The organism is Variovorax atrisoli, assembly GCF_014195185.1.
GTDB lineage: Bacteria > Pseudomonadota > Gammaproteobacteria > Burkholderiales > Burkholderiaceae_C > Variovorax > Variovorax atrisoli.
In genome coordinates this window covers 844,236-868,986 of sequence record NZ_JACIBG010000001.1, presented here as the reverse complement: position 1 = coordinate 868,986, position 24,751 = coordinate 844,236, and the positions used below count along the sequence as shown (strand labels likewise).

Annotated in this window: 18 protein-coding genes; 10 read left to right on the top strand and 8 right to left on the bottom strand. The window is 69.4% G+C overall.

From position 1 onward, the window contains the following. Positions 1-14 precede the first annotated feature (14 nt). The 4 genes from FHY06_RS04125 to def all read left to right on the top strand — a co-directional run bounded on the left by FHY06_RS04125 (position 15) and on the right by def (position 4,347). Positions 15-1,118: a cell division protein ZipA C-terminal FtsZ-binding domain-containing protein gene (locus FHY06_RS04125; RefSeq protein ID WP_019652513.1), complete on the top strand. Its 1,104-nt coding sequence runs from the start codon at positions 15-17 to the stop codon at positions 1,116-1,118. Between the two features lie 25 nt (positions 1,119-1,143). Further along, positions 1,144-3,231 (top strand): NAD-dependent DNA ligase LigA, encoded by a 2,088-nt coding sequence (gene ligA / locus FHY06_RS04120; RefSeq protein ID WP_184603521.1) that lies wholly within the window; start codon positions 1,144-1,146, stop codon positions 3,229-3,231. A gap of 126 nt (positions 3,232-3,357) precedes the next feature. Further along, positions 3,358-3,762, top strand: a complete 405-nt coding sequence (locus FHY06_RS04115) for a hypothetical protein (RefSeq protein ID WP_019652515.1) — start codon at positions 3,358-3,360, stop codon at positions 3,760-3,762. Between the two features lie 45 nt (positions 3,763-3,807). Further along, complete coding sequence (gene def / locus FHY06_RS04110) at positions 3,808-4,347, top strand: peptide deformylase (protein ID WP_184603519.1); 540 nt, start codon at positions 3,808-3,810, stop codon at positions 4,345-4,347. A gap of 10 nt (positions 4,348-4,357) precedes the next feature. Here def and FHY06_RS04105 read toward each other — a convergent pair whose 3' ends face one another. Next, positions 4,358-4,753, bottom strand: a complete 396-nt coding sequence (locus FHY06_RS04105; protein ID WP_019652517.1) for a DoxX family protein — start codon at positions 4,751-4,753, stop codon at positions 4,358-4,360. Between the two features lie 170 nt (positions 4,754-4,923). On the opposite strand from FHY06_RS04105, the gene FHY06_RS04100 reads away from it, so the two are divergent. The 4 genes from FHY06_RS04100 to FHY06_RS04085 all read left to right on the top strand — a co-directional run bounded on the left by FHY06_RS04100 (position 4,924) and on the right by FHY06_RS04085 (position 9,772). Then, positions 4,924-5,958 (top strand): amino acid ABC transporter substrate-binding protein, encoded by a 1,035-nt coding sequence (locus tag FHY06_RS04100; protein WP_026346170.1) that lies wholly within the window; start codon positions 4,924-4,926, stop codon positions 5,956-5,958. Positions 5,959-6,081: 123 nt separating this feature from the next. After that, positions 6,082-7,086 carry an amino acid ABC transporter permease gene (locus FHY06_RS04095; RefSeq protein WP_184603517.1) on the top strand — a complete coding sequence of 335 codons (1,005 nt, stop codon included), beginning with the start codon at positions 6,082-6,084 and terminating at the stop codon, positions 7,084-7,086. After that, positions 7,083-8,138 (top strand): amino acid ABC transporter permease, encoded by a 1,056-nt coding sequence (locus FHY06_RS04090; RefSeq protein ID WP_184603515.1) that lies wholly within the window; start codon positions 7,083-7,085, stop codon positions 8,136-8,138. The genes FHY06_RS04095 and FHY06_RS04090 overlap by 4 nt, the downstream gene beginning before the upstream one ends. 272 nt (positions 8,139-8,410) lie before the next feature. Continuing rightward, positions 8,411-9,772 carry a homoserine dehydrogenase gene (locus tag FHY06_RS04085; RefSeq protein WP_184603514.1) on the top strand — a complete coding sequence of 454 codons (1,362 nt, stop codon included), beginning with the start codon at positions 8,411-8,413 and terminating at the stop codon, positions 9,770-9,772. Positions 9,773-9,775: 3 nt separating this feature from the next. On the opposite strand, the gene FHY06_RS04080 is transcribed toward FHY06_RS04085, so the two are convergent. Genes FHY06_RS04080 through FHY06_RS04070 form a run of 3 tightly spaced genes read right to left on the bottom strand, consistent with a single transcriptional unit; the run spans position 9,776 to position 12,510 of the window. After that, entirely contained in the window at positions 9,776-10,174 is a 399-nt protein-coding gene (locus FHY06_RS04080) for a PPC domain-containing DNA-binding protein (protein ID WP_184603512.1), read from the bottom strand. Positions 10,175-10,180: 6 nt separating this feature from the next. Beyond that, entirely contained in the window at positions 10,181-11,836 is a 1,656-nt protein-coding gene (pgm, locus tag FHY06_RS04075) for a phosphoglucomutase (alpha-D-glucose-1,6-bisphosphate-dependent) (RefSeq protein ID WP_184603510.1), read from the bottom strand. Beyond that, positions 11,833-12,510, bottom strand: a complete 678-nt coding sequence (locus FHY06_RS04070) for an HAD family hydrolase (protein ID WP_184603508.1) — start codon at positions 12,508-12,510, stop codon at positions 11,833-11,835. Before FHY06_RS04070 ends, pgm begins: the two co-directional genes overlap by 4 nt. 194 nt (positions 12,511-12,704) lie before the next feature. On the opposite strand from FHY06_RS04070, the gene FHY06_RS04065 reads away from it, so the two are divergent. Then, entirely contained in the window at positions 12,705-13,055 is a 351-nt protein-coding gene (locus tag FHY06_RS04065; protein ID WP_132751084.1) for a hypothetical protein, read from the top strand. Positions 13,056-13,194: 139 nt separating this feature from the next. Next, positions 13,195-14,565 carry a putative bifunctional diguanylate cyclase/phosphodiesterase gene (locus FHY06_RS04060; RefSeq protein ID WP_019652527.1) on the top strand — a complete coding sequence of 457 codons (1,371 nt, stop codon included), beginning with the start codon at positions 13,195-13,197 and terminating at the stop codon, positions 14,563-14,565. On the opposite strand, the gene FHY06_RS04055 is transcribed toward FHY06_RS04060, so the two are convergent. Genes FHY06_RS04055 through bcsA form a run of 4 tightly spaced genes read right to left on the bottom strand, consistent with a single transcriptional unit; the run spans position 14,547 to position 24,745 of the window. Beyond that, on the bottom strand, positions 14,547-18,950 hold the full coding sequence (locus tag FHY06_RS04055) for a cellulose synthase subunit BcsC-related outer membrane protein (protein WP_260310008.1): 4,404 nt from the start codon (positions 18,948-18,950) through the stop codon (positions 14,547-14,549). The two genes, FHY06_RS04060 and FHY06_RS04055, sit on opposite strands and share 19 nt — an antisense overlap. Then, the gene (gene bcsZ, locus FHY06_RS04050; RefSeq protein ID WP_221404093.1) at positions 18,923-20,200 is read right to left on the bottom strand and encodes a cellulose synthase complex periplasmic endoglucanase BcsZ; all 1,278 of its coding nucleotides are present in this window, start codon (positions 20,198-20,200) and stop codon (positions 18,923-18,925) included. Before bcsZ ends, FHY06_RS04055 begins: the two co-directional genes overlap by 28 nt. Positions 20,201-20,207: 7 nt before the next feature. Continuing rightward, positions 20,208-22,580: a cellulose biosynthesis cyclic di-GMP-binding regulatory protein BcsB gene (gene bcsB, locus FHY06_RS04045; protein ID WP_184603506.1), complete on the bottom strand. Its 2,373-nt coding sequence runs from the start codon at positions 22,578-22,580 to the stop codon at positions 20,208-20,210. After that, entirely contained in the window at positions 22,577-24,745 is a 2,169-nt protein-coding gene (gene bcsA, locus FHY06_RS04040; protein ID WP_019652531.1) for a UDP-forming cellulose synthase catalytic subunit, read from the bottom strand. Before bcsA ends, bcsB begins: the two co-directional genes overlap by 4 nt. Positions 24,746-24,751: the final 6 nt, after the last annotated feature.

Here is a 24,751-nt window from a genome sequence, read left to right as displayed (position 1 = left end):
GGCGGCAACGATCCATGAGCAATCTCACACTCGCCCTGGCAATCTTCGGCGGCCTCGTTCTCGCGGCCGTCATCGGCTACGAGGCCATGATGTCGCGCCGCAATGCGCCGCGGCAACCCGATGCGGTCGACGTCGCGCTCGATGAAGCCGAGCGTGCGCTTGCCGCGGGCGGCGACGGCGTGGAGCCGGTGCTGAACGACGATCCGAACAAGGTGCAGGGCTCCGACCGGCACGAGCCGCTGTTCGACCCCGATCTTCCCGCGCCCAGCAGCGCCGCCGTGCCCCCGGTCGAGCGCCGGGGCGGACTCGATCCGCTGATCGACGTGATCGCGCCGATCTCGCTGGATGGCCTGGCCTCGGGCGATGCCGCTCTCGCCGCGATGCCGCCCACGCGCCGTGCGGGCAGCAAGCCGGTGGCCATCGAGGGCCTGAACGAACACACCGGGCAATGGGAGCCGCCCGTGGCCGGCCAGCGCTACAGCGCCTTCCAGGTCGGCGTGCAGCTGGCCAACCGCACGGGCGCGCTCAACGAGATCGAGTACTCCGAGTTCGTGGTCAAGGCCCAGGCCTTTGCCGATGCAGTCAACGGAGCCCCGGAATTTCCCGAGATGCTCGACGAGGTGGCGCGGGCCCGCGAGCTCGACCAGTTCGCCAGCGCACACGATGCGCAGCTGGGCTTCGTCCTGCGTGCGCTGCATGCGGCCTGGAGCCCGGGCTACGTGCAGCAGAACGCCGCGCGGCTGGGCTTCGTGGCGGGCATCATCCCGGGACGCATGGTGCTGCCGGCCAGCGAAGCCGGCCTGCCGCCGATCCTCGGCCTGGCCTTCGACACGCAGGCCGCGCTGGCCGACGACCCGGCCCAGTCGGCCATCCGCGAACTCAGCCTGAGCCTGGACGTGCCGCAGGTCGACCGTGCCGAGGAACCTTTCCGCCGCATGCGCGAAGCCGCCGCCACCCTGGCTCGCGAGATGGACGGCGTGGTCACCGACAGCGACGGCCAGCTGCTGCGCGACGAGACCATGGACGTCATCGGCGCCGATCTCGAACAGCTCTACGACACGCTCGACGGGCGCGACCTTGCCGCGGGTTCCCCGCTGGCGCGGCGACTCTTCAGCTGATTTCGATTCCTCCTCGGGAGACACCATGACGACGCGCGACGAAGCGGCACGCGAAGCCGCCGCACTGAGCGAACAGCTCCACCGGCACGCCCATCTCTACTACGTGCTCGACGCGCCGGAGCTGCCGGATGCGGAGTACGACAGGCTCTTCCAGCGCCTGCAGGCCATCGAGGCCGAGTTTCCCGATCTGCGCACGCCCGACTCGCCGACCCAGCGCGTCGGCGGCAAGGTGCTCGAAGGCTTCGTCAAGGTGCGCCACAAGGTGCCGATGCTGTCGATCCGTACCGAGACCGACATCACGCCCGGCGGCGCGAGCGCCTTCGATGCGCGCGTGCGCCGCGAACTGGGCCTCGCCGAGGACGGCCCGCAGGTCGGCTACGTCTGCGAACTGAAGTTCGACGGCCTTGCCATGAACCTGCGCTACGAGAACGGCGTGCTGGTGCAGGCGGCCACGCGCGGCGATGGCGAGGTGGGCGAGGACGTCACGCAGAACATCCGCACGGTGCGCGAGATCCCGCTGCGCCTCAAGGGCAAGGCGCCGCCGGTGGTCGAGGTGCGCGGCGAGGTCTACATGAAGCGCGCGGACTTCGACGCGCTCAACGAGCGCCAGCGCCAGAAGATCGCGGACGGGCAGAAGAACGAGAAGGTGTTCGTCAATCCGCGCAACGCGGCGGCCGGCGCCGTGCGCCAGCTCGATCCCGCGATCGCCGCGGCGCGGCCGCTGAGCTTCTTTGCCTACGGGCTGGGCGAGGTGACGCCCGCCGCCGAAGGCGGGCCCGACTGGCCCACGCAGTTCGACTGGCTGCAGCAGTTCCACGAATGGGGCTTCCCGGTCGCCACGCAGACGGCCCGTGCCACAGGCGCTATCGAACTCATAGCGTTCCACGAGAACATCGGCCGCCAGCGAGATGCCTTGCCCTACGACATCGACGGCGTGGTCTACAAGGTCGACAGCATCGAGCTGCAGCGGCAGCTGGGCTTCGTCTCGCGCGAGCCGCGCTGGGCCGTGGCCCACAAGTACCCCGCCCAGGAGCAGCTGACCGAGGTGGTCGGCATCGAGATCCAGGTCGGGCGCACCGGCAAGCTCACGCCTGTGGCCAAGCTTGCGCCGGTGTTCGTCGGCGGGGTGACGGTGACGAACGCCACGCTGCACAACGAGGACGAGGCGCGCCGCAAGGACGTGCGCGTGGGCGACACGGTGATCGTGCGCCGCGCCGGAGACGTGATTCCCGAAGTGGTCGGCGTGTCGCCGGAGAGCCTGGCCAAGCCCGACGATCAGCGCGGCCCGGTCTTCACGATGCCGCGCAAGTGCCCGGTCTGCGGCTCGGAGGCGGTTCGCGAGGAGGGCGAGGTCGACTATCGCTGCACGGGAGGGCTGTTCTGCGCGGCGCAGCGCAAGGAGGCCATCCTGCATTTCGCGGCGCGTCGCGCGGTGGATGTCGACGGGCTCGGCGACAAGCTGGTCGAGCAGCTCGTGGATTCGAACCTGATCCGGACCTTGCCCGATCTCTACAAGCTGGGCTTCGCCACGCTGGCGGGCCTGGACCGCATGGCGGAGAAGTCGGCGAAGAACCTCGTCGATGCGCTGGAGGCCTCGAAGAAGACCACGCTGCCGCGCTTCCTGTTCGGGCTGGGCATCCGGCATGTGGGCGAGAGCACCGCAAAGGACCTGGCCAAGCACTTCGGCAAGCTGGACTCGATCATGGACGCGACCGAGGAGCAGCTGCTCGAGGTGAACGACGTCGGCCCGGTGGTGGCGCAGAGCCTGCGCACCTTCTTCGACCAGCCGCACAACCGTGAGGTGGTCGAGCAACTGCGTGCCTGCGGCCTGACCTGGGAAGAGGGCGAGCCGGCCGCCCGGGCGCCGAAGCCGCTGGCGGGGCTGACCTTCGTCATCACCGGCACCCTTCCTACGCTGAGCCGCGACGAAGCAAAGGATAAATTGGAGGCGGCGGGCGCCAAGGTGTCCGGTTCGGTCAGCAAGAAGACCCACTACCTGGTGGCGGGTGAAGAGGCCGGGAGCAAGCTCGAGAAGGCGCGCGAGGCCGGTGTGGAGATCATCGACGAGGCGCGTATGCTGGAGATTCTTGCCAACGGCGTTCCGGCGGCTTGAGTCGTCGAGCGGCAGGGACGCCGACCGGCCTCTTTACCGGCCGTTACGCTGCTTCATCGCAGCGCAGTCAACAGGGTCTACAACCTGACGTTGAAAGCTAATTGAAGGCCACAAGGAGAGTCCCTCATGACCAAAATTCGAGTTCTCGGTGCCTGTGCCGCCATCGGTGGCGTCGCGCTGCTGACCGGCTGCGTCGGCGTTCCAGCCGATCCCTACTACGGCGGGGGCTATTCGTCGGGGCCTTACTACAGCGAGCCCGCGCCCGTGGTGGTGCCGGCGCCGGTCTACATCAACGGCGGCGGCTACTACGAGCGGCGTCCGCGCTATTACGACAGGCCTTACTACGACCGGCCGGCCTATCCGGTCCGCCCGCCTGCCTGGGGTGGTGGCGGCCGCCCAGTGGCTCCGCCTGTGGTGGTGCCGCCTCGTCCGCCCATCGCGGGTGGCGGCCCGGGCTCTATCCCGACCCCTCCTCGCGGCAACGCGCGACTCTGGACTTCGCCCGACTCGAAGAACCAGACCCCTCCCTGATCCCCTCCGGGGGGAGGAGTTTGGAGCCATCGCGATAATCCCGCCATGGCCATCCGCGAAATCCTGAAAATGGGCGACCCCCGGCTGCTGCGCATCGCACAGCCGGTGGCTGCATTCGATACCGACGAACTGCACATGCTGGTGCGCGACATGTTCGAGACCATGCATGCGGTCAATGGAGCCGGTCTTGCCGCGCCGCAGATCGGCGTCGACCAGCAGCTCGTGATCTTCGGCACCGATGTCGTGAATCCACGCTATCCCGATGCGCCACCGGTGCCGCGCACCGTGCTGCTGAACCCTGTCATCACACCCTTGGGCGATGAAGAGGAAGAGGGCTGGGAAGGGTGCCTGTCGGTGCCGGGCCTGCGCGGCGTGGTGCCGCGCTTCGCCAGCATCCGCTATACGGGTTTCGACCCCTACGGTGAACCCATCGATCGGGTCGCCACCGGTTTTCATGCGCGCGTGGTGCAGCATGAGGTCGATCACCTGCTGGGCAAGCTCTACCCGATGCGGGTTCGCGATTTCTCGCGATTCGGCTGCACCGAGGTCCTGTTTCCGGGCCTCGATGCTGCCGACGACGATTGAGCCCGCCGGCTCAGTTGTACTTGCTGCTCAGCGCGAAGCGGCCGCCGCCCATGAAGGCGAGGCCGAGCGCTGCGGCCAGGAACATGCCCTGCAGTTCCAGCGCCCATCCGCCTTGCTTGCCCAGTGCGCCCAGTTCCTTCGTGTGGACCAGCGCGATCGCCACCACCATGTTGATGGCAACGATCCAGGCGGCGGGCCGCGTGTAGAGGCCGACGATCAGCAGCACCGGCGCCACCACCTCCCCGATGTAGACCAGATAGGCCAATGCGCCCGGCAGCCCGTGCTGGGCCAGCATGCCCGAGATGAAGCCGACGCCGCCTTGCAGCTTGGCGATGCCATGCAGGAGGATCAGCACGCCGAGAGAAACGCGCAGGATGAACTTGCCGGTGTCGTCGGATTTGACCATTGTGTGGATTCCCATTGAGTGGTTGGTGAAGGGCCGTATGGTAGTGACCCTGCGGCGCTTCCAGCCAGCCCGTCGAGGCGCATATGCATTCAACCCGGAGTTCTTTGGCAGAGTCAGCCGTCGGCCCGTACACTGCCTTTTGCTTACCGTTGTTGAGGAGAACACCAATGATGAACAAACCATTCCGGCCGGCGCTGCTCGCGGGCGCCTGCCTCGCAGCCCTGGCCTTTGCCGCCCCGGCCTTCGCCGGCAAGACGCTCGATGCAGTCAAGCAGCGCGGCACCGTCAAGTGCGGCGTGACCAACGGCGTTGCCGGCTTCTCGGCACCCGACACGCAGGGCAACTGGTCGGGCCTGGACGTCGACACCTGCCGCGCCATCGCGGCTGCCGTGCTCGGCGACGGCAAGAAGGTCGACTTCGTTCCGCTCAACTCACAACAGCGCTTCTCGGCCCTGCAGGCCGGCGAGATCGACATCCTCGCGCGCAACACCACCTGGACGCTCACCCGCGACGCCTCGCTGGGTTTCAACTTCACCACAATCACCTACTACGACGGCCAGGGCTTCCTGGTGCCCAAGAAGCTCAAGGTGACGAGCGCCAAGCAGCTCAAGAACGCGACCATCTGCACCCAGTCGGGCACGACCAACGAGAAGAACGTGTCGGACTACTTCCGTGCGCAGGGCATTCCCGTGAAGACGGTGGTGTTCGAGAGCTTCGAGGCCTCGTTCAAGGCCTTCTTCTCGGGCCGCTGCCAGGCCTTCACGACGGACGCCTCGGCGCTGGCCGGCCTGCGCAACAAGGAAGCGACCAATCCCGACGACTACGTGATCCTGCCCGAACTGATCTCCAAGGAGCCGCTGGCGCCGCTGGTGCGCCGCGGCGACGACGAGTGGTTCGCCATCGCCAAGTGGGTGCCCAACGCGCTCATCGAGGCCGAGGAGTTCGGCATCACGCAGGCCAACGCGGACGAGCTCAAGGCCAGCAGCAAGGACCCGGCGCAGCAGCGCCTACTCGGTTCCGGTGAAGACCTCGGCAAGCTGCTGGGCCTGGACAAGGACTGGTCCTTCCGCGCCATCAAGGCCGTGGGCAACTACGGCGAGATCTTCGAGCGCAACGTCGGACCGAAGTCGGTCCTGAAGCTGCCGCGCGGCTCCAACAACCTGTGGAGCAAGGGCGGCCTGATCTACGCCCCCCCGGTGAGATAAGAGCTCCCCAGGCTTCGCGCACTTCGTGTCGCTTCGCCAATCCCGTCGCCGGGCGCAACACCAGCGGCCCGGCGCGGCCGGTTCCGCGGTGTTCCTGGCATTGGACCGCTTCTCCACGACGCAATGACTATCCGTAAAAGCGCTGCTCCTTCGTCATCGCGCGGGGCCTGGCTGGCATGGGCCGTCCAGGCCCTGCTGGTGCTGGCCGTGGTGGCCGGAGCGGTCTGGGTGGTTCACCATGCGCTCGAGGTGCTGCGCGCACGCGGCGTGCGTTCGGGCTTCGACTTTCTCACCGAGCCTGCCGGCTTCTCGATCAGCGAAGGCTGGCTCGACTTCGATGCCAGCCAGCCGTTCTGGCGCGCCTTCCTTGCGGGCCTGATCAATACGGTGCGCGCGGCAGTGCCCGCAGCCATCTTCTCTGTCGTGCTGGGCACGCTGATCGGGATAGGCCGGCTCGCGCCGCATGTGCTGCTGCGCGGCATCTGCACCGCTTATGTCGAGCTGGTGCGCAACGTGCCGCTGCTGGTCCAGCTGCTGATGCTGGCTTTCGCGATGGCGAACCTGTTGCCCGATCCGACGGAGCCGGTGCGGCTCCTGCCGGGCGTGTGGCTGAGCAAGGGCGGCCTCAGCGTGCCGTGGCCGATGATGGGCGAGGGCGGCCTGCATTTCGAGCTTCCCGAGCGCGGTGATTTCGGCGTGAGCGGCGGCGCGGCGCTCAGTCCCGAGTACGTGACCATCGTCGCCGGCCTGAGCCTGTATTCGGCCGCCTTCGTGGCCGAGATCGTGCGCGCAGGCATCCTTTCCGTACCGCAGGGGCAGGTACTGGCCGGGCAGGCGCTGGGGCTCTCGCCGGTGCAGCAGCTGCGCATCGTGGTGCTGCCGCAGGCGCTTCGGGTGATCGTGCCGTCGCTCACCAACCAGTTGCTGAGCCTCACCAAGAACTCGTCGCTGGCGGTGGCCGTGGGCTATCCGGAACTGGTGTCGGTGGCCAACACCACCATCGGCACGAACGGCCGCGCCTTCGAGTGCATCGCGATCATCATGGCGGTCTACCTGCTGCTGTCGCTGCTGATCTCCTTCGGCATGAACCGCTACAACGCGCGCGTCGCATTGCGGGGCTGGGGATGAGGAACGCCGCGCAGGGGCCGATCGCATGGCGAAGCGAGCTCTGGGGTTCGCCGATGCGCGTGCTGGCGACGCTGCTGCTGCTGGCGCTCTTCGCGTGGATCGGCTTCCACGTCGTCGAATGGGGCATCGTGCACGCGGTGTTCCGGCCTGACGCCGAGGCCTGCCGCGCCGCGCAGCACGGCGCCTGCTGGGGCGTGGTGGCCGAGAAGTGGCGGCCGATGCTCTTCGGGCGCTTTCCGTACGAGGAGCAGTGGCGTCCCGCCGTCGCGGTGGTCGTGTTGTCGGCAGTGACCATGCTCAGCGCCTGGCCGCGCAGTTGGCGCTGGTGGCTGGTGCCGCTGTGGGTCGTTGCGCTGCTGCTCTTCGTGCTGCTGATGCGTGGCGGCGTACTGGGCCTGAGCCATGTGCCCACCGGGCGATGGGGCGGCCTGCCGCTGACCATCGGGCTCGCGGTGGTGGGGCTGGCGCTGGCCTTTCCGCTGGCACTGCTGCTGGCTCTGGGGCGGCGCTCCGGCTGGCCGGTGGTGCGCACCCTGTGCGCGAGCTACATCGAACTGGTGCGCGGCGTGCCGCTGATCTCGGTGCTGTTCATGGCCTCGTTCCTGCTGCCGCTGCTTTGGCCGGCCGGATGGCAGCCCGATGTGCTGCTGCGCGTGCTCGCGGGCCTCGCGCTCTTCGTGGCCGCCTATCTCGCGGAGATCATCCGGGGCGGCCTGCAGGCCGTGCCGCGCGGGCAGACCGAAGTGGCGATGGCGCTGGGCTTCGGCCGCTGGCCGGTGCAGCGCGACATCGTGCTGCCGCAGGCGCTGCGCCTCGTCGTGCCCGCGCTGACCAACAACGTGGTCGGCACGCTGAAGGACACCTCGCTGGTCACCGTGGTCGGCCTCTTCGAGCTGACGGGCGCGCTGGGGCTGGCGCTGGGCGGCGACCCGACCTGGCGGCCTTTCTACCTCGAGGGCTACCTCTTCGTGGCCGCGGTCTACTGGGTGCTGTGCTTCGGGCTCTCGCGCTACAGCGTATGGCTCGAAAAGCGGCTGTCGGCCGCACCCTGACCGGGACGCCGCCCAGGTCCTGTACACTCCAGGGCTTCATGTCGAGCCAACGCTTCCCCTTCGCATCCTTCGCAGCCCCCATGGGCCGCATGATGCCGCCTGCCTCCGCGCAGGCGATGGTCGTTGCTCGAATGATTACCACCATTACCACCGCGGCCACCTGAGCACGCGCAGGTGGCCGTTCCGGCAGCCACCTGGTGTATCGCTCTCTCCCCCGAACGAATGAACCCAGCTCTGGCAGCTGGGTTTTGTTTTTTCGTCAGGAGTTGTCCATGTACCGCGATCCCGTTGAATCCCTAGAGCCCTTGCACCACCGCCAGGCGGCCATCCGTACCCTGCGCGTCGGGATGATCGGCATCGGCACCGTCGGCTCGGGCACTTTCCGCGTGCTGGCGCGCAACCGTGCCGACATCGCGGCGCGGGCCGGCCGGTCCATCGAACTGGTGATGGTCGCCGCGCGCAACCTGGAGCGCGCGGCCGGCATCGTGGGAGACAGCGTCGCGCTGACGGCCGACGCGATGCACGTCGCCACGCATCCCGACATCGACGTGGTGGTGGAAGTGGCCGGCGGCACCGGACCTGCGCGCGACTGGGTGCTGGCCGCCATTGCGCACGGCAAGCACGTGGTCACGGCCAACAAGGCGCTGCTGGCGGTACACGGCGCCGAAATCTTCGCGGCCGCGCGCGAGAAGGGCGTGATCGTGGCCTATGAAGGCGCGGTGGCCGTCAGCATCCCGATCATCAAGGCGCTGCGCGAAGGCCTCGCCGCCAACCGCATCGAATGGGTGGCCGGCATCATCAACGGCACCACCAACTTCATCCTGAGCAAGATGCGCGACGAGGGCCTGGACTTCGCCGCCGCACTCGCGCAGGCCCAGGCGCTGGGCTATGCCGAGGCCGACCCCAGCTTCGACATCGAGGGCATCGACGCGGCCCACAAGCTGACCCTGCTGGCCGCCAACGCCTTCGGCATGCCGCTTCGCTTCGCAGACGCCCAGGTCGAGGGCATCACCGCGCTGCAGGGCGTGGATGTGGCCTGCGCCGAGCAACTGGGCTACCGCATCAAGCTGCTGGGCGTCGCGCGCCGGCAGGCGGCCGGGGTCGAACTGCGCGTGCAGCCTGTGCTCGTGCCTGCCGCGCACCTGATGGCGCAGGTGAACGGTTCGATGAATGCCGTCATGGTGAAGAGCGACGCGGCCGGACTCACGATGTACTACGGCGCGGGCGCCGGCTCGGAACAGACCGCTTCTGCCGTGATCGCCGACCTTGTCGACGTGGCTCGGCTCGACGGCGTCCATGCCGCGCAGCATGTGCCGCACCTCGGCGTCCATGCGCATGCGACCAATGCGCTGGCCGTGCTGCCGCGCGCAGCCGTCCACACCTCGCACTACCTGCGCGTGCCGGTGCATGCGCTCGATCAGATCCAGGCGATCGCCGCCGGCCTCGCCGAGCGGAAAGTGCCGGTGCGCCAGGTCGCGCTGGCGGCCGAACGGCCCGGAGTGGGACCTCAGGTGCTGGTGCTGACCGGCCCGGTGGAGCAGGGCGCGCTCGACCTGGCCGTGCATGCGCTGCAGGCGCGCGCCGAGGTGGCGGGGCCGGTCACGACGCTGCGTGTGGAGTCGCTGGAAGGCTGAGCTTCAGGGCTTCCGGCGCGGGCTCAGCTCGGCATAGCCGGTGAGCGGATCGTGCGTTCGCGCGAACTGCCACTCCGGCAGCACGGCGACGAGGATCTCGGCCGTGGTCCGCACGACGCAGCCCGGCGCCGCGTGCCCGCCGAAGACGCGGCCCTCGGCGTCCGACACGCTGATGTGCAGGTGCGATCCGTCCGGCGACAGGCTGCCCGCCAGTGTGAGGATCTCCAGCTCGCCCTCGATGCGAGCCGGCGTCGGCGCCCCCGCGAAACGGATGCTCGCCCCGTTCAGGCTGCCGATGCCCGAGACGATGAATGCCGCTTCACTGCCGCTCGCAGCCAGGGCCGAGCCGAGCGACGCACGCAGGTCGTCGCCCGGGTTCAGCCGCAGCACCAGCGTCCGCATGCGGCTTCAGTTCCCTGCGAGCGCGCCGTCCACCACGTGCTGCGCTTCTTCGAGGATTTGCGCGAGATGCTCCTCGCCCTTGAAGCTCTCGCCGTAGATCTTGTAGATGTTCTCCGTGCCCGAGGGGCGCGCGGCGAACCAGCCATTCGCGGTGACGACCTTCACGCCGCCGATGGCCGCGCCGTTGCCCGGCGCATGGCTCAGCACCTCGGCGATCCTGTCGCCCGCCAGCTCGGTCGACCGGATCTGCTGCGGCGACAGGCTCGACAGCCGCTTCTTCTGCTCGACCGTCGCCGGCGCGTCCACCCGGTTCGAGACCGGCCTGCCCAGCGCCTGCGTCAGCTCGGCATAGCGCTCGCCCGGGTCGCGTCCGGTGCGCGCGGCGATCTCGGCGGAGAGCAGGGCGGGCGCCATGCCGTCCTTGTCGGTGGTCCACACCGAGCCGTCCTTGCGCAGGAAGGTCGCGCCTGCGCTTTCCTCGCCGCCGAAGGCCAGCGAGGCATCGACCAGCCCGTCGACGAACCACTTGAAGCCCACCGGCACCTCGTGCAGCCTGCGTCCGAGCCGGCTGGCGACGCGGTCTATCATCTGGCTGCTCACCACCGTCTTGCCGATGGCCGCCCGCGCTGGCCAGTTCGGCCGGTGCGTGTAGAGGTAGTCGATCATCACCGCGAGGTAGCTGTTCGGCTGCATCAGGCCGGTGCTGCCGGCGACGACGCCGTGGCGGTCGTGGTCGGTGTCGCAGGCGAAGGCGATGCCGAAGCGGTCCTTCAGCTCGATCAGCTTGTGCATCGCGTCTGGCGACGACGGGTCCATGCGGATGCGGCCGTCCCAGTCGAGCGACATAAAGCGGAAGGTCGGGTCGACCTCGCGGCTGAGCACGTTCAGGCGCTTGAGCTTGTAGCGCTCGGCGATGGCCGGCCAGTAGCGCACGCCGGCGCCGCCGAGCGGGTCGACCCCCAGGTCGATGTTCACGTCGCGGATGGCATCCATGTCGAGCACCTGGGCCAGGTCCTCGACGTAGGTGTTCAGGTAGTCGTGGCGGTGCGTGGTCGAAGCGCGCAGCGCCTGCGCGAGTGGCATGCGCTTCACGCCTTCGAGGCCGTTCGCCAGCATTTTGTTGGCGGCTGCCTCGACGGCCGAGGTGATGTCGGTGCCGGCCGGGCCGCCGTTGGGCGGGTTGTACTTGAAGCCGCCGCTCTCGGGCGGGTTGTGCGAGGGGGTGATGACGATGCCGTCGGCCAGCCCCGTGGTGCGGCCGCGGTTGTAGACCAGGATCGCGTGCGACACGGCCGGCGTGGGCGTGTACTCGTCGTCCTTCGAGATCATCAGCTCCACGCCGTTGGCTGCCAGCACCTCGACCGCGCTGCCGAAGGCCGGCGTCGAAAGGGCGTGCGTGTCGATGCCGAGGAAGAGCGGTCCGTCGATGCCCTTCTGCCTGCGGTAGTCGCAGATGGCCTGGCTGATCGCCAGCACATGCCATTCGTTGAAGGCATCGTCGAAGGAGGAGCCCCGGTGCCCCGAGGTGCCGAATGCCACGCGCTGCGCGGGCACTGCAGGGTCGGGCCGGCCTGTGTAGTAGGCCGAGACCAGGCGCGGCACGTCGACCAGCAGTTCGATGGGTGCGGGCTTGCCCGCCAGGGGATTGCTTGCTTGGCTCATGTCGATGGGAAGTCGAAGTTGATGAGATCCGAGATGCGCTCGACGGTGATGTCGGCGGGTGCGTAGGCTGCGTTGGCCGCGGTGTCGAGCGCATAGTGGCCCTGCCGCACGAAGACCGTTGTAAGACGCGGTCCCCAGATGGCTTTCATGGCCGAGAGGATGCGCAGCTTGTCGTCGATCATCACGTAGTGCCGCGCGGGATGGTGGTGCTCGACGACGTCGAGCATCTCTTCCTTGTGCACGTAAATCAGCACGCGGCCCTCCGTGGCCTCCCACAGGCCCGAGCGCTGCACCTTGCGCGGCTGCAGCACCACGTCGCCGTCCGAGAGGACCACCGTGGGACCGTGGCGGCGCAGGTGCTTCAGCGTCTCGTGCACGCCGGGATAGAGCCTGTCGGCGAAGGGGTAGTCGATGACGAACTCCGAGATCCGCAGCAGCCGCGCATCGCTCATGCCTTCGCGGCTTTTGCTCGTGCGAAAGAGCTGCAGCGCGCCGAGGTAGTCGACGTAGCCCAGGGAGTCGCGAAGCTGCTCGAAGCCGACCCAGTAGCGGCTCGCGCTTTCGGCGCCGAAGGCCTCGTCGAGGCGTGCGTGGAGGTCGGCGATGAAGCGGTCGTTGTCGAGCAGCGTGTTGTCGACGTCGATCAGGAAAACCGTGGCAGGAGGCTGTGTCATGGGGATGGGGCCGAGAGAGCTCGGCCGGGTACTGCGCGCGTTGCTTTCAGCATAGCGCCCGAATGCGATGCCGGATCGCGGCCGCGTGATTTAGTTGATGGTTCGCGGCTCGCTGGCTTAACCTTTGACGCAGGGGCGCCCGGCAGCGGAATAAGCTCTCGAGGAACTTTGAACGCGAGGAAGGAGCACGAAAGATGCACATCACGAACGGTCGACGCCGGTCCGCGGCGGTCCTGGGTACCTGGGCTCTCTGCATGGGCCTGGCCGCCTGCCAGTCGCCGCCGGCCGACCGCCCCCTGACTTCGGAAGTGCCCGAGCCGCCGAGCTTCGTCACCCCGCCCGACACCTGCCAGGCGGCGTCGGTGCGATTCGGGCTGGGGCTTCGCATCACGCAGCAGCTGCTGGAGGAAATGCGCCAGCGCGCGGGTGCGAGGATGGCGCGCACCGTTCTCGCGACGGAACCGGCCGATCCGGCGCAGGACATGATGCGGCTCAACGTGCAGGTCGAGCCCACCGGCCGCGTGGTCGGCGCGTACTGCGGATAGGGCGGCGTACTGGCCGACACCGCGTTGTATACGAAGGTGTTGTGGTGCGCACACGTGCCAGTAACAAATCTTCGCCGCAACGGGTGGATCGGTACGAATTGGGAGAACAATAGCCCGCGACTTCCGGAGTCCCAGTCTTTTGTCGAACCAGCAACCCACCGTTTCACTGCCGTCCTACTACGACGGATCGGCCCGCCTTCCGCCGGACGAGATCCTTCGTCCGCTGATGGCCGACTGGGCGCGCGCCGGCAAGCGGCTGGCGGCGGTGTGCTACGTCGATGTCGACCGCTTCGCTGAACTGAATACGCGCCTGGGCATGGTCGCGGGCAACGCGGCGCTGGAAGAGGTGGCCCGCCGCATCAAGGCCGAGCTGCCGCGTGAGAGCGTGATGGCGCGCGTGGGCGGCGACGAGTTCGCGGCGCTCTTCGCGGGCCTCGGCACCTCGCAATGCGCGCAGGTGCTCGAGCGCATACAGACGGCGCTCGCCGAACCCTGGGAATGGCGCGGCCAGACCGCCAGCATCGACGCGAGCATCGGCGCCATGCTGCTCGACAGCAACGGCCCGCCGCCCGAGACCGCGCTGCGCCAGGCGCAGCACGCGGCCTTCTTCGCCAAGCGCGCGGCCGACGGCAAGGTGCACTACTTCGACGCCCCGCAGGCACGCGCCGACGAGCAGGTGGTGCGCGAGCGCCAGCGCATCCAGGAGGGGCTGCTGCAGGGCGAGTTCTTCCTCGTCTACCAGCCCAAGGTCGACATGTCGCGCGGCGTGGTGGTCGGGGTCGAGGCACTGATCCGCTGGATGCACCCCGAGCGCGGGCTGATGCCCCCGGCGCAGTTCGTGCCGCTCATCGAGGACGATGCCCTGGTCGAGCAGGTCGGCGACTGGGCCATCGCCACCGCGCTGTGGCAGGCGCATCAGTGGCGCCTGGAGGGCCTGCAGATCTCGGTGAGCGTGAACGTGGCGCCGCGCCACATGATGCGCTGGGACTTCGTCGAGCGGCTGGCGCGCCACCTGGCCCAGTTTCCCAAGCAGGGCGAGGGCATGCTCGAGCTCGAGATCCTCGAGACCACCGCGATCAGCCAGTTCGCGAACGTCGCCTTGTTCGTCGAAGCTTGCAAGCTGCTGGGCGTGGGCGTGACCATCGACGACTTCGGCACCGGCTATTCGTCGCTGACCTACCTGCGCCAGCTGCCGGTGTCGACGGTGAAGATCGACCAGTCCTTCGTGCGCGGCATGGTCGACAACAGCCAGGACCGCGCCATCGTGCAGGGCATCATCGCGCTGCTCCACGCCCTGGGGCTCACGGCGGTGGCCGAAGGCGTCGAGACGGTGAAGCAGGGCGAGGCGCTGCTGGCCATGGGCTGCACGCTGGGCCAGGGCTATGGCATCGCGAAGCCGATGGCGGCCAAGGAGGTCGGGCCCTGGGTCGCGCAATACGAGCGCGCGCCGCTGTGGGGCCGCGACGGGAAGCCCGGCGCGGGCCTCCCCGATCAGAGCAGCGGCGTGTAGGGCGAAGTCATCGGGTTCAGCGTGGTGCCCGAGCCGGCGCCGGGCACGCCGATGCTGCTGGAGCCGCCGAACACGTAGCGCAGGTAGACGCTGCCTGTGAACTGCCGGTAGTTCTGCGCGTTGTTGAAGCCCAGGGCTCCGCCCAGGAACATCTTCGGAGCGAGCTGGTATTCCAGCACCGCGGCGAGGTTGTAGGCCAGGCCGGTCTTCGAACTGCTCGCGTAGGTGTTGTTGAAGTTGGAGCTGTTCAGCCCCAGGGCCAGCGCCTGGTATGCCGCGTTGGATGCAGCCGAGTTGCGCGACGGGTCCGTGGGGAAGTAGGGCGAAGTCTTCTGGGTGAACGACTGCACGCCCAGCGAGGCGTTCAGCCGCCACGAGAGCCGGTCGCTGCGCCCGGTCCAGTCGACCGGGAACGCCACGCTCACGAAGCTCTGCGGGCTGAAGTAGCCGCCTTGCCCGAAGGTGTAGTAGCTCAGGTTCTTCTGGTAGCCCATCAGGCCGATGTTCATGCCCAGCGTGAGCTTGGAACTCGGGCTGTTCAGCAGGTGCAGATAGGCGCCGCCGCCGGTTTCCACGCGCGAATTGCTGTGCACGTTCCTGCCGGTGATGCCGTGCGCCGCGAGGTAGCTGTACACGCCGTAGGTGCCGTCGTCGTAGCCGATGTCGCCGCGCACGCCGGTGGCGACCACGCCGCCCCAGCGCTCGTTGGTGCGCTCGTCCTTCGCGCCGGCGAAGGACAGCACGCTGTCGGTCACGGCGCGGCGGGAGATGTCGGCCTTGTAGTTCCACGAGTCGCCGATGCTGCCCTTGAAGGTCACGTTGCCGACGACGTTGGTGGTGGGAAAGCCCAGCGGCGTGGTGCCGATGCCGGCATCGATGTTCTTGCCCTCGTAGCCCACGTTGAGTCCGACGCCGGCCGCGTTCTGCTGGCCGGGGCTGGCGCCGGTGCTCAGCGAGTTCAGCGCGGCGCTGGGGCCGCCGCCGAAGCGGCTGCCGGTGCCGTAGTCGCTCGCGGGCGTGCCGGCATCTAGCACCGTGGGCGTCACGCCCACGACGATCTTGCCTTCGCCCACCGGGAAGCGCGCCTGTATCGGCAGCTGGAAGTCGGAGAGCCGGCTCAGGCCCGCCTCGCCGGCGCGGTTTCGGTACACCGTGCCCGCCGTGAGGCTGATGGCGCGCTGTGATTCGAGCTCCTGCAGCTCGGCTTCCACTGAACGGGGCGCGGGTGCGGTGCGCAGCGGCGCGTTCCAGCCGGATTCCGCACGCGGCGTGTTGGCCTGTGCATAGGCGGCGTTGGCCTGCGGGTAGCCCGGCGCCGGATAGCCGCCCTGCTGTGCCGGCGGAATGTAGACCGGCGCGACCTGCTGCGTGCCGGGCACCGGATACTGCGGCAAGGGCTGTTGCATCGGCTGCGCGATATAGGCCGAGGCCTGCGGCACGTTGTTCGGGTTCGCCGCGGAATTGCGCGCCGTGCGGGTCGACGACGACTTGGCCGCCGTCGAGCGGCCCTTGGCGTTCGACGCCGGAGCGCCCGAGTTCCAGGGCAGTGCGCCGGGCGGGTAGGCATTCGGCGCCGCTGCTGCCGGATAGGCGGCGTTGGCAGGGTAGGCGGGATAGGCCTGCGCCACCGGGTATCCAGCCGCTGCCGCAGGCGCCTGGTACGAAGCCGGCTGCATCCGCGCCTGTGCGAATGGATTGCCGTTGGCCGGCGGATAGCCGGCCGGCACCGCCGTACCGGGCGCGCCGCCCGTCATCCCCGCGAAGGGGTTGGCCTGCGGCAGCGGCGATGCGGCCATGCCGCCGGGGGCGAAGCCGCCCGATGCCACCTGCCGCTCGGCCTCGACCGCCGCGCGCAGGTACTGCTCGGCCTTGCGGCTCTCGCCGGCGTTGCGGTAGACGCGCCCGGCCGCCGCGAGCACGCGCGACTGGTCGGGGGCCTGCTTGAGCGCGGCCATCACGTAGTTCTCGGCCGAGCTGTGGTCGCGCTGCGCGCTGGCGCTGGCAGCGGCGGCGAGCAGGGTGTCGAGATCGGTCGGGTTGCGCTGGAGCACGCGCTGGTAGAGCGCGAGCGCCTGGCCTTCGTCGCGCGCCGCCGAGTACAGCCGCGCCAGCGCGGCCAGCGCCTGTGGATCGTCCGGGCGCTCGGCGAGCACCGGCGCCATCGCGTTGTAGGCCGCTTCGAGGTTGCCCGCCTCGCGCAGCGAATCGGTCTGGCGCAGCGCGAAGGCCACGCGCAGGTTGTCGAAGTCGGCGCGCTGGCTGGCCGTCATGTTGGTGGCGGCCAGCTGGCGCAGCACGGCCGACAGCTCGATGTCCTGCTTCGTCTTGAGCAGCACCGAGGCGTAGAGCAGCCGGTCGCCCGTGCTCGGCGTGGGCGAGCGCGCCAGCAGCTGGCGGCTCATGGCCAGGGCGCGCGGTGCGTCGCCGATCTCGGCATAGGCACCCGCGAGCTGGCCCCAGAGCTCGGCCGGCATGTCGCTGCTGAGCGCCGACTCGGCCTGTGCGAGCACGCCGCGCGCGGCGTCCACCTGGCCCTGGCGGGCCAGCGCCTGCGCGCGTGCTGCCTGCTGCTGTGCCCAGAGGCGGCGCTGCAGCGCGGCCATGTCGCGCGTGCGCGAACCCGCGGGAATGCGTTCGAGGTACTGGATGCCCGCTGCCGCGTCGCCGGTCTCGGAGGCGAGCAGGGCGCTCGCATAGAGCGCGTCGGGCATGTCGGGCTGCGACATCAGCAGGCCCTCCATCACGCCGCGCGCCTCAGACACCATGCCGCGCTTGCGGTAGAGATTCGCGAGGTCCAGCCGCACCCAGGGGCTGTCGGGCGCGGCGAGCATCGCGTCTTCGAGCGTGCGCTGCGCGCCGGCCGCGTCGCCGGCATCGGCCTGCTGGCGGGCACGGTTGCGCGCCTGCTCGACCTGGATGTCGCGCAGCCCGCCCAGCTGGGTGGCCTGCTCGGGCGTGAGACGGCGCGACAGGGCCACGGCCTCGTCGGGGCGGCCGGTCTGGCCGTAGACCGAGATCAGCCCGCGCAGCGCCTGCGTGTTCTGCGGATGGCTTTCGAGCACGCGCTTGTAGCCCTGCTCGGCCTGAGGGAAGTCGCCCGCGGCCGCGCGCAGGTCGGCCAGCGCGTTCTGGCCCACCGGCTCGCGCGGATCGATGCGCACGGCGCGCTCGTAGAGCGACTGCGCGCCGCGCAGGTCGTTCTTGCCCTGGGCGGCGCGGGCCTGTCCGACCAGCACCCAGTAGTTGGCGCTCTGCAGCGCCGAGTTCCACTTGCTGCCGCCAGCGCGCACCGCGCGCTCCAGCAGTTCCTGCGCCTCGGCGAAGCGCTCCTGGCGCAGGCGCACCAGGCCCAGTCCGCCCAACGCCTCGGTGTCGTCGGCCTTCGTGCGCAGCGCCTGCTGGAAGCGCTGCTCGGCAGTGCTCGCGTCGCCGCGGTCCAGCGCCTTGAAGCCTTCGCCCACCGGCACGCCGGGCGAGTTCGCGGCGGCGGCCTTGGCGCTGGTGAGGCTCTCGAGCCGAGCGGCCACGGCAGCGTCGGCCTGATTGGTGCTCAGGTATTCCTGGTAGAGCGCAACGTCGGGCTGGCGCGCGTCGAGCCAGATGAGCGCCTGGCGCCATGCTGCGCGCGCGGCATTGGCCACGGCCGGCTGCTTGGTCAGCTCGACCAGCTCGCGGATGCCCGCGCGGCGGGTCGATTCGCTGTAGGTCTTCTGCTGCGCCAGCGCGAGCTTGTAGTTGGCGTTCTCCGGATGGTCCTTCACCAGCTGCTCGAGGCCGCGGCGGCCTTCATCGGCGCCCTGGGGCGTGCTGGCCAGCACCTGGTAGTACTCGAGCGCCAGCGCCTCGGGCGGTGGACGGTTGTCGAACTGGCTGCGGTAGAGCTCCACTGCCTCGGCGGCGCGGCCGGCGCGAGCCGCGGCGCGGGCGCGCTGCAGCGTGCTCTGCGCACCGGCGGGCTGCTGCGCCTGCTGCTGCAGGCGTGCGAGGCGGCTGTCGTTCGGGTTCGCGGTACGCAGGCGGGTGATCCAGGTGCGCGCGGCGTCGGAATTGCCGCGCGAGAGCTCGACCTGCGCCATGCCGTACATCGCGTCGGTCGACTGGGGCTGCACGCTCAGCAGCTTCTTCCAGCTTTCCTCGGCCAGATCGGCGCGGCCCTGGGCCTGCCAGTAGTTGCCTTGCTCGATCAGCGCCGCGCTGGCGGCATCGGCCTGCGCATGGGCGGGGTTGGCGGCGTACAGGGCCACGAGCATGCCGAGGCAGGTCGTCCATTGCCGCGATTGGCGCGACGGCACGAAAGCACGCGGGCCGGCGGCGAGGCCGCGCGAGCGCTGCGGCATCAGGCCGGTCTTCATGCCGGTCATTGCGCCGGTCGATTGGGACGGCATAGCGTTCTCCATGAGGTTTGCAGCTGGCCGTGGCGGCCGAATTCATAACGGCCGTCGAGCCACGCCTGTCCGAAAAGCAACAGGCACTGCTCGTAGTACGGCAAGGGCGTCGGTGGCGGCGTGGTTGCGTTGGCGGCGGGAGGCGCCACGCGGCCGCCGGGCACACGGGCGACCTGGTCGGCCAATGCATCGGTGGCGTCCAGCGCCTTGAGGTAGGGCAGCATCGCGCCCGAGAAGCCCAGCGGCGCCATGCCGCGGATCTGGCCGGTAACGGTGTCGACGTATTCGGGCACCGTGTGGGTCTCGGCCAACGCCTGGCGCGGGCCGCGCAGGTTCAGCAGCAGCATCTTGCGCGCCGGGTCCTTCTCCGAAAGCATGCCCGCCCAGAGGTAGACGCGGATGGCGTCGTAGCTGCCGATGGCGCCCTTCTGCGGATCGGCGACGAAGCTGCGCGAATCCTGCGACCAGGCGCACCAGTCGGGCGCGAAGCCCTTTGGTGTGACGGCGCCGAACATGCGCAGCGTGTTGTCGATGACCTCGCCCCACGGGCCGGCCGCGTCGGCCTGCTGGAAGTAGCGCAGCAGCTGCAGAGGCATGTAGCTCGGGTTGAGGCGCCACAGCGGCCCGCTCGCCACCGACTTGGGCCAGGGCAGCAGCATGCGCCCGAGGCCGGGCACGTTGATGATCTCCTCGCGCACCGCCTGCGCCAGCACCTCCCGGCCGAGCGAGCGGTAGCCGGCGTCGTTCCAGAGCCGGCCGGCTTCCATCAGCGCATAGGCGATCCACAGGTCGGCGTCGGATGCGGCGTTGGCGTCGAGCACGCCCCAGCCGCCGGCGGGCTTGCGGCCCCATTGCCAGGCCGGGAGCTGCTTGGCGAGGCTGCCGCCCGCGAGATTGGCCTCGGTCCACGCCAGCACGCGCGAGAAGGTGGCGCGGTCGTTGTGGATCAGCGAGAAGAACAGGCCGTAGGACTGGCCCTCGGAAGTCGACTGCTGCTGCGGCGTGTTGAAGTCGATCACCCGCCCGTCGGGCTGGATGTGGCGCGCGGCGAAGGCGGCCCAGTCGGTGGCCGGGTGGCAGGCAGGTGCGGGTGCTGGCGAGGGCGAAGCCGCGGGGGGCGTCGTGGGGGGCGGGGCGGCCGGCGCGGCAGCGGCCAGCCTGGGCAGGGCCAGCACAAGCCCCGCCGCGCCCAGCAGGGCGCGCCGGCTCGAAGGCCGTTGCGGCGGGGGCACTGTTTTCGAACGTTGCATGTATTCCTTACTTACCCTTTGCCTTCACCGACAGCCGGCGGCGCGCGCGCAGCTGCAGGCCCGCGTACGACACGGCCGCGCCCAGCAGCGCCAGCACGATCACCAGCCCGGCCAGCATCAGCGGGCTGCGGGAGAGATTCCACTGCACCCAGGCGATGGGGGGCAGCCTCCCGACATAGTAGGTGTCCTGGCCCAGCACGCTGTTGACCTGCGTGTCGCGCACGATGGTCATGCTGCCCTGCACGCTCTTGAGCAGGTCGGGCGTCATCAGCGCGTTGAGCAGAGCGTCCTTCGAGTCGCCGTTGGCGATGGCGGCGACCACGCTGCGGCCGCTGCGAAGCGGCGACTCGAAGCCGGCCAGCACCCCGTCGCGGCCGTCGGCGCTCACCGAGATCTGCATCGAGCCCGGCAGGTCTTCGCGGGTGCGCGCGCCGATCACGAAGTCGATGGCGCTGTCGATCCAGCTGGTGAGCTTGAACTCGGGCGCGTTGCCGTTGCGCTTGAGCGGCATCCTGTCGGCCCACTGCGTGAACAGGGGCTGGTTCTGCAGGTTGCCGATCACCAGCAGGTCCTTGTCGGCCCACTGCTGCGCTTCGGCCGAGCGGCCCACCTTCACGCGCAGCGCGGGGTAGCCGGTGGAGCGGCCGATCTGGCCGAGCAGGCCGAGGAACATCTCGGTGTCGCTGCTGCTGGGCTGGTCGGGCAGGATGACGGCGGTGTCGGACAGGTCGGCCATGCGCGAGAACGGGAAGCCGCCGTTGGCGTACGCGGCCAGTTCCGGCATCGCGATGAAATGCGGGAAGCCCGACACGTCGATCTTCGAGGTCGGGTCGATGGCGCCGCGCACGTTGTCCAGCTGCGGCACGCAGCGCCCGCCCACCGGCTCGAAGTAGTAGTGCAGCCGCAGCTGGCTGCGCGGACCCATGGCCAGCGGCGGCAGGATCACCTCCTTGCGCTCGGCCAGCGTGCCGTCGGGCATCAGCTTCACCGCCAGCGGGTTCCACCAGCGGTCGCCGGCCGGGTTGGCAGAGCGCAGCGGCAGGCCGCCCACGAAGTTCTCGTTGACGTTGACGTTGAGCGTCGACTGGTCGGGCCGCACGCGCGGCGTATAGCGGTATTGCAGGTCGAGCGGAATGCCGCGGCTGCGCCAGGTGAAGAGGTCGGGCGGCAGCTGCAGGTTCACTCGGACCACGTCGGGGTTGTAGCCCGTCACCGAGAGGTCGGCCGCCGTGGCCAGCTCGCCCAGCTGCAGCGGCCGGTCGCTCGGCACCCAGCGCGGCGCGTCATAGGGCTTGCGCGTGGGCGGCTCCTGGAAGGCGGTGATCGAGGCCGTGGCGCCCGCAAAGGCCTTGGCGTTGAGCGCCAGCGCGGCTGCGGCGGTGCGCAGGTCGGCGGGCGTGCTGCCCATCACCAGCAGCAGCTTGCCGTTGGGGTCGCGCGGGTTGTCGACGATCGCGATGCCCGGCCCGCGGATGGCCGGCAGCGTGAGGCCCGGAATGCTCGAATCGGGCGTGACGAACACCACCGCGTGGCCCGTGGGCAGGTCGGCGCCCGACACCGGGAAGGTAGCGCCGCGGTAGTCGGCCAGCGCGCCGAACCACGACGAGACCACGCCCGCCGCCTCCAGCACCGGGCCCGAGGCGGCCGTGCCGAACACGAACGGAATGCGCGCGCGGCGCACGTCGCGGCGGTCGAAGAAGGGCTGCGGCAGGGCCGCGAGGTCGTTGACCAGCTTCAGCGGCGCCACCGTCAGCTTCAGCGTGCTGGAGGCGTCGACGCGCGCCCACAGGCTGGTGTGCGCCGGGTCCTCGCACTCGCGGGTGTAGTGGCCGATGAGCTCGACGTTGATGCGGTTGAATTCGGTGATCAGGCGCCGGTCGATCGGGATGTCGGCCGTCTGCGGACGGCCTGCGCCGGCGGTGGGTACCGGCAGCGTGGCCACCAGGACGTCGTTCACCGTGACCTTCAGGTGCGACAGCTCCGGGATCAGCGAGGGCGAGTAGGCGTAGTTCAGCCTGAAGGAGGCGGCGGTCACCAGCTCGTCGGCGCGGACGTTGAACGGAATGCCGACCGTGCCGCTGATGCCGCGCAGCTGCACCGCGTAGTCGATGCCCAGCTGCGTGAGGTTGAACTCGCGCACGGCGCCGCCGGCGGGCGCGGCTGCCGCCACGGCCTGCGGGACAGCGGCGGCGACCGGGACCGCAGGAACGGCAGCCGGAGCCTGCGGTTCGGCGGTGCGGGTCTGGCCGAAGGCGGTGCCGGTGGCCACCAGGGCCACGGCCAGCGCCACGGCGCGGGAGACGAACGAGGACGAAGCCGCGCTGACTGGATGCTCGGCGCGGCGATGCGCGCGCTGGTGGGTCGTCACGTGGGTCGTCACGTGGATTCCTTCGCTTTGACGGGACGCAGCCGCGAGGCGGCCGCACGGTAGTAGTGGCTGAACATGTCTCTGAAGCCGGTGCCGCTGATGCTGATGATGTGGCCGAGCACGCGGTGGATCGGCACGCGCGGGTGGTTGCCCCAGCGCGCGGCCCAGATGTCGGCGCGGGCGGTGGTGCACTGGACCAGCGCACGCTCCTGCGCAAAGCTCATCGGCGCGAAGCGAAGGCCCAGGCGCTTGCCGTTGCTGAAGCGCACGCTGGAGGCGAAGCGCGACTCCTGGTCGTTGCGGTAGAGCGCCACCTCGACCGGCGTTTCTAGGTCGAGCTTCATGTCCTGCGGCAATTCGAGGCCCAGGCCGCCGCTGGAGAAGTCGAAGGTGTTGCAGCGCAGTGAGCGGCCGTCGGGGAAATACAGCGTGGCCGGCAGGTTCAGCTCCACGCGGTGCGAGCCGCGCAGCTGGCGCGACTCGTTGGCCGCGGCCACGCAGGCGCCCAGGATCATCAGGTTGTAGACCGTCCAGGCCAGGTTCAGCCACACGGTGGCGATGTGCTGCGAATCCACCCAGGTCAGGCGCCACACGCCCAGGCAAACGCCCACGAAGTTCAGCGCGAGCAGCACCAGGCTGGCCTTGGCGATGCTGCTGTCGAAATATTCCTGCTGGATCAGGCCGCCCTTGGCCGTCACGTTGAAGCTGCCCAGCTTGGGGTTGATGAGCGCCACCAGGGTCGGGCGGAAGATGTACCAGGCCAGCACCGCCTCGTAGACCTCGTTCCACAGCAGGTAGCGGAAGCGCCCCTGGATGCGGCTGTTGGTCAGGTTGGCGTGCAGGATGTGGGGCAGCGCGAAGGCGAAGATCATCGAGGCCGAGGCGTGGATCACGCTCGCGCCGAAGTACAGGTAGGCCAGCGGCGCCGTCAGGTAGATGAGCCGCGGCAGCCCGTACAGGAAGTGCAGCATCGCGTTCACGTAGCACAGGCGCTGCGCCCAGTGCAGGCCTCGGCCGAACAGCGGGTTGTCGATGCGGAAGATCTGCGCCATGCCGCGCGCCCAGCGGATGCGCTGGCCCACGTGGCCCGAGAGGCTCTCGGTCGCCAGGCCCGCGGCCTGCGGCAGCGCGAGGTAGGCGGTGTTGTAGCCCAGCCGATGCATCTTCAGCGCGGTGTGGGCGTCTTCGGTGACGGTCTCGACCGCGATGCCGCCCACTTCTTCCACGATGGTCCGCCGCAGCACGGCGCAGGAGCCGCAGAAGAAGGTGGCGTTCCAGAGGTCGTTGCCGTCCTGGATCAGGCCGTAGAAGAGCTCGCCCTCGTTGGGCACCGTGCCGAAGGTGTCGAGGTTGCGCTCGAAGGGGTCGGCCGAGAAGAAGTAGTGGGGCAGCTGGACCATGCCCAGCTTGGGGTCGCGCCCGAACCAGCCCATGGCGATCTGCATGAACGAGCGCGTGGGGATGTGGTCGCAGTCGAAGATCGCGACGAACTCGCCCGTGGTGTTCTTCAGCGCGGCGTTGATGTTGCCGGCCTTGGCGTGGCGGTTGTTGTCGCGGATGACGTGGGTCACGCCGACCTGCTCGCAGAACACGCGGAATTCCTCGCGGCGGCCGTCGTCGAGCACGAAGATCTTGAGCTTGTCGCGCGGCCAGTCGATCAGCTGCGCGGCCAGCACGGTCTGGCGCACCACCGACAGCGACTCGTTGTAGGTCGGGATGAACAGGTCGACGGTGGGCCACTCGGCCGGGTCCTGCGGCAGCGGCACCGGCTTGCGCTCCAGCGGCCAGGCGGTCTGCACGTAGCCCAGCAGCAGCACCACGAAGGCGTAGAGCTCGGCCATCAGCAGGCCCACGCCCAGCACGAAGTCGAGCGGGTTGTCCATGAACATGGTCTCGGTCACCCGCCAGTAGGTGTAGCGCGAGGACACGACCACCGAAAGGAAGATCAAAACCAGGCTGGCGAAGCGGCCGCGGAAGCGGTTGGTGACCAGCGCCGCCACGAAGATGCCCACCGACAGCACGATCTGCTGCTCGAAGGTCATCGGCGCGATGATCAGCGCCGGCAGCATCGTGAGCGCCGCGATCCAGCCGAGGATGCGCACCGGCAGCAGCCGAAGGATCGCCGGCGCCGGGCGGGGTTCGGGCTGGGGCGGCAGGGCGGACTGGGCGTGTTTCATCGGTTC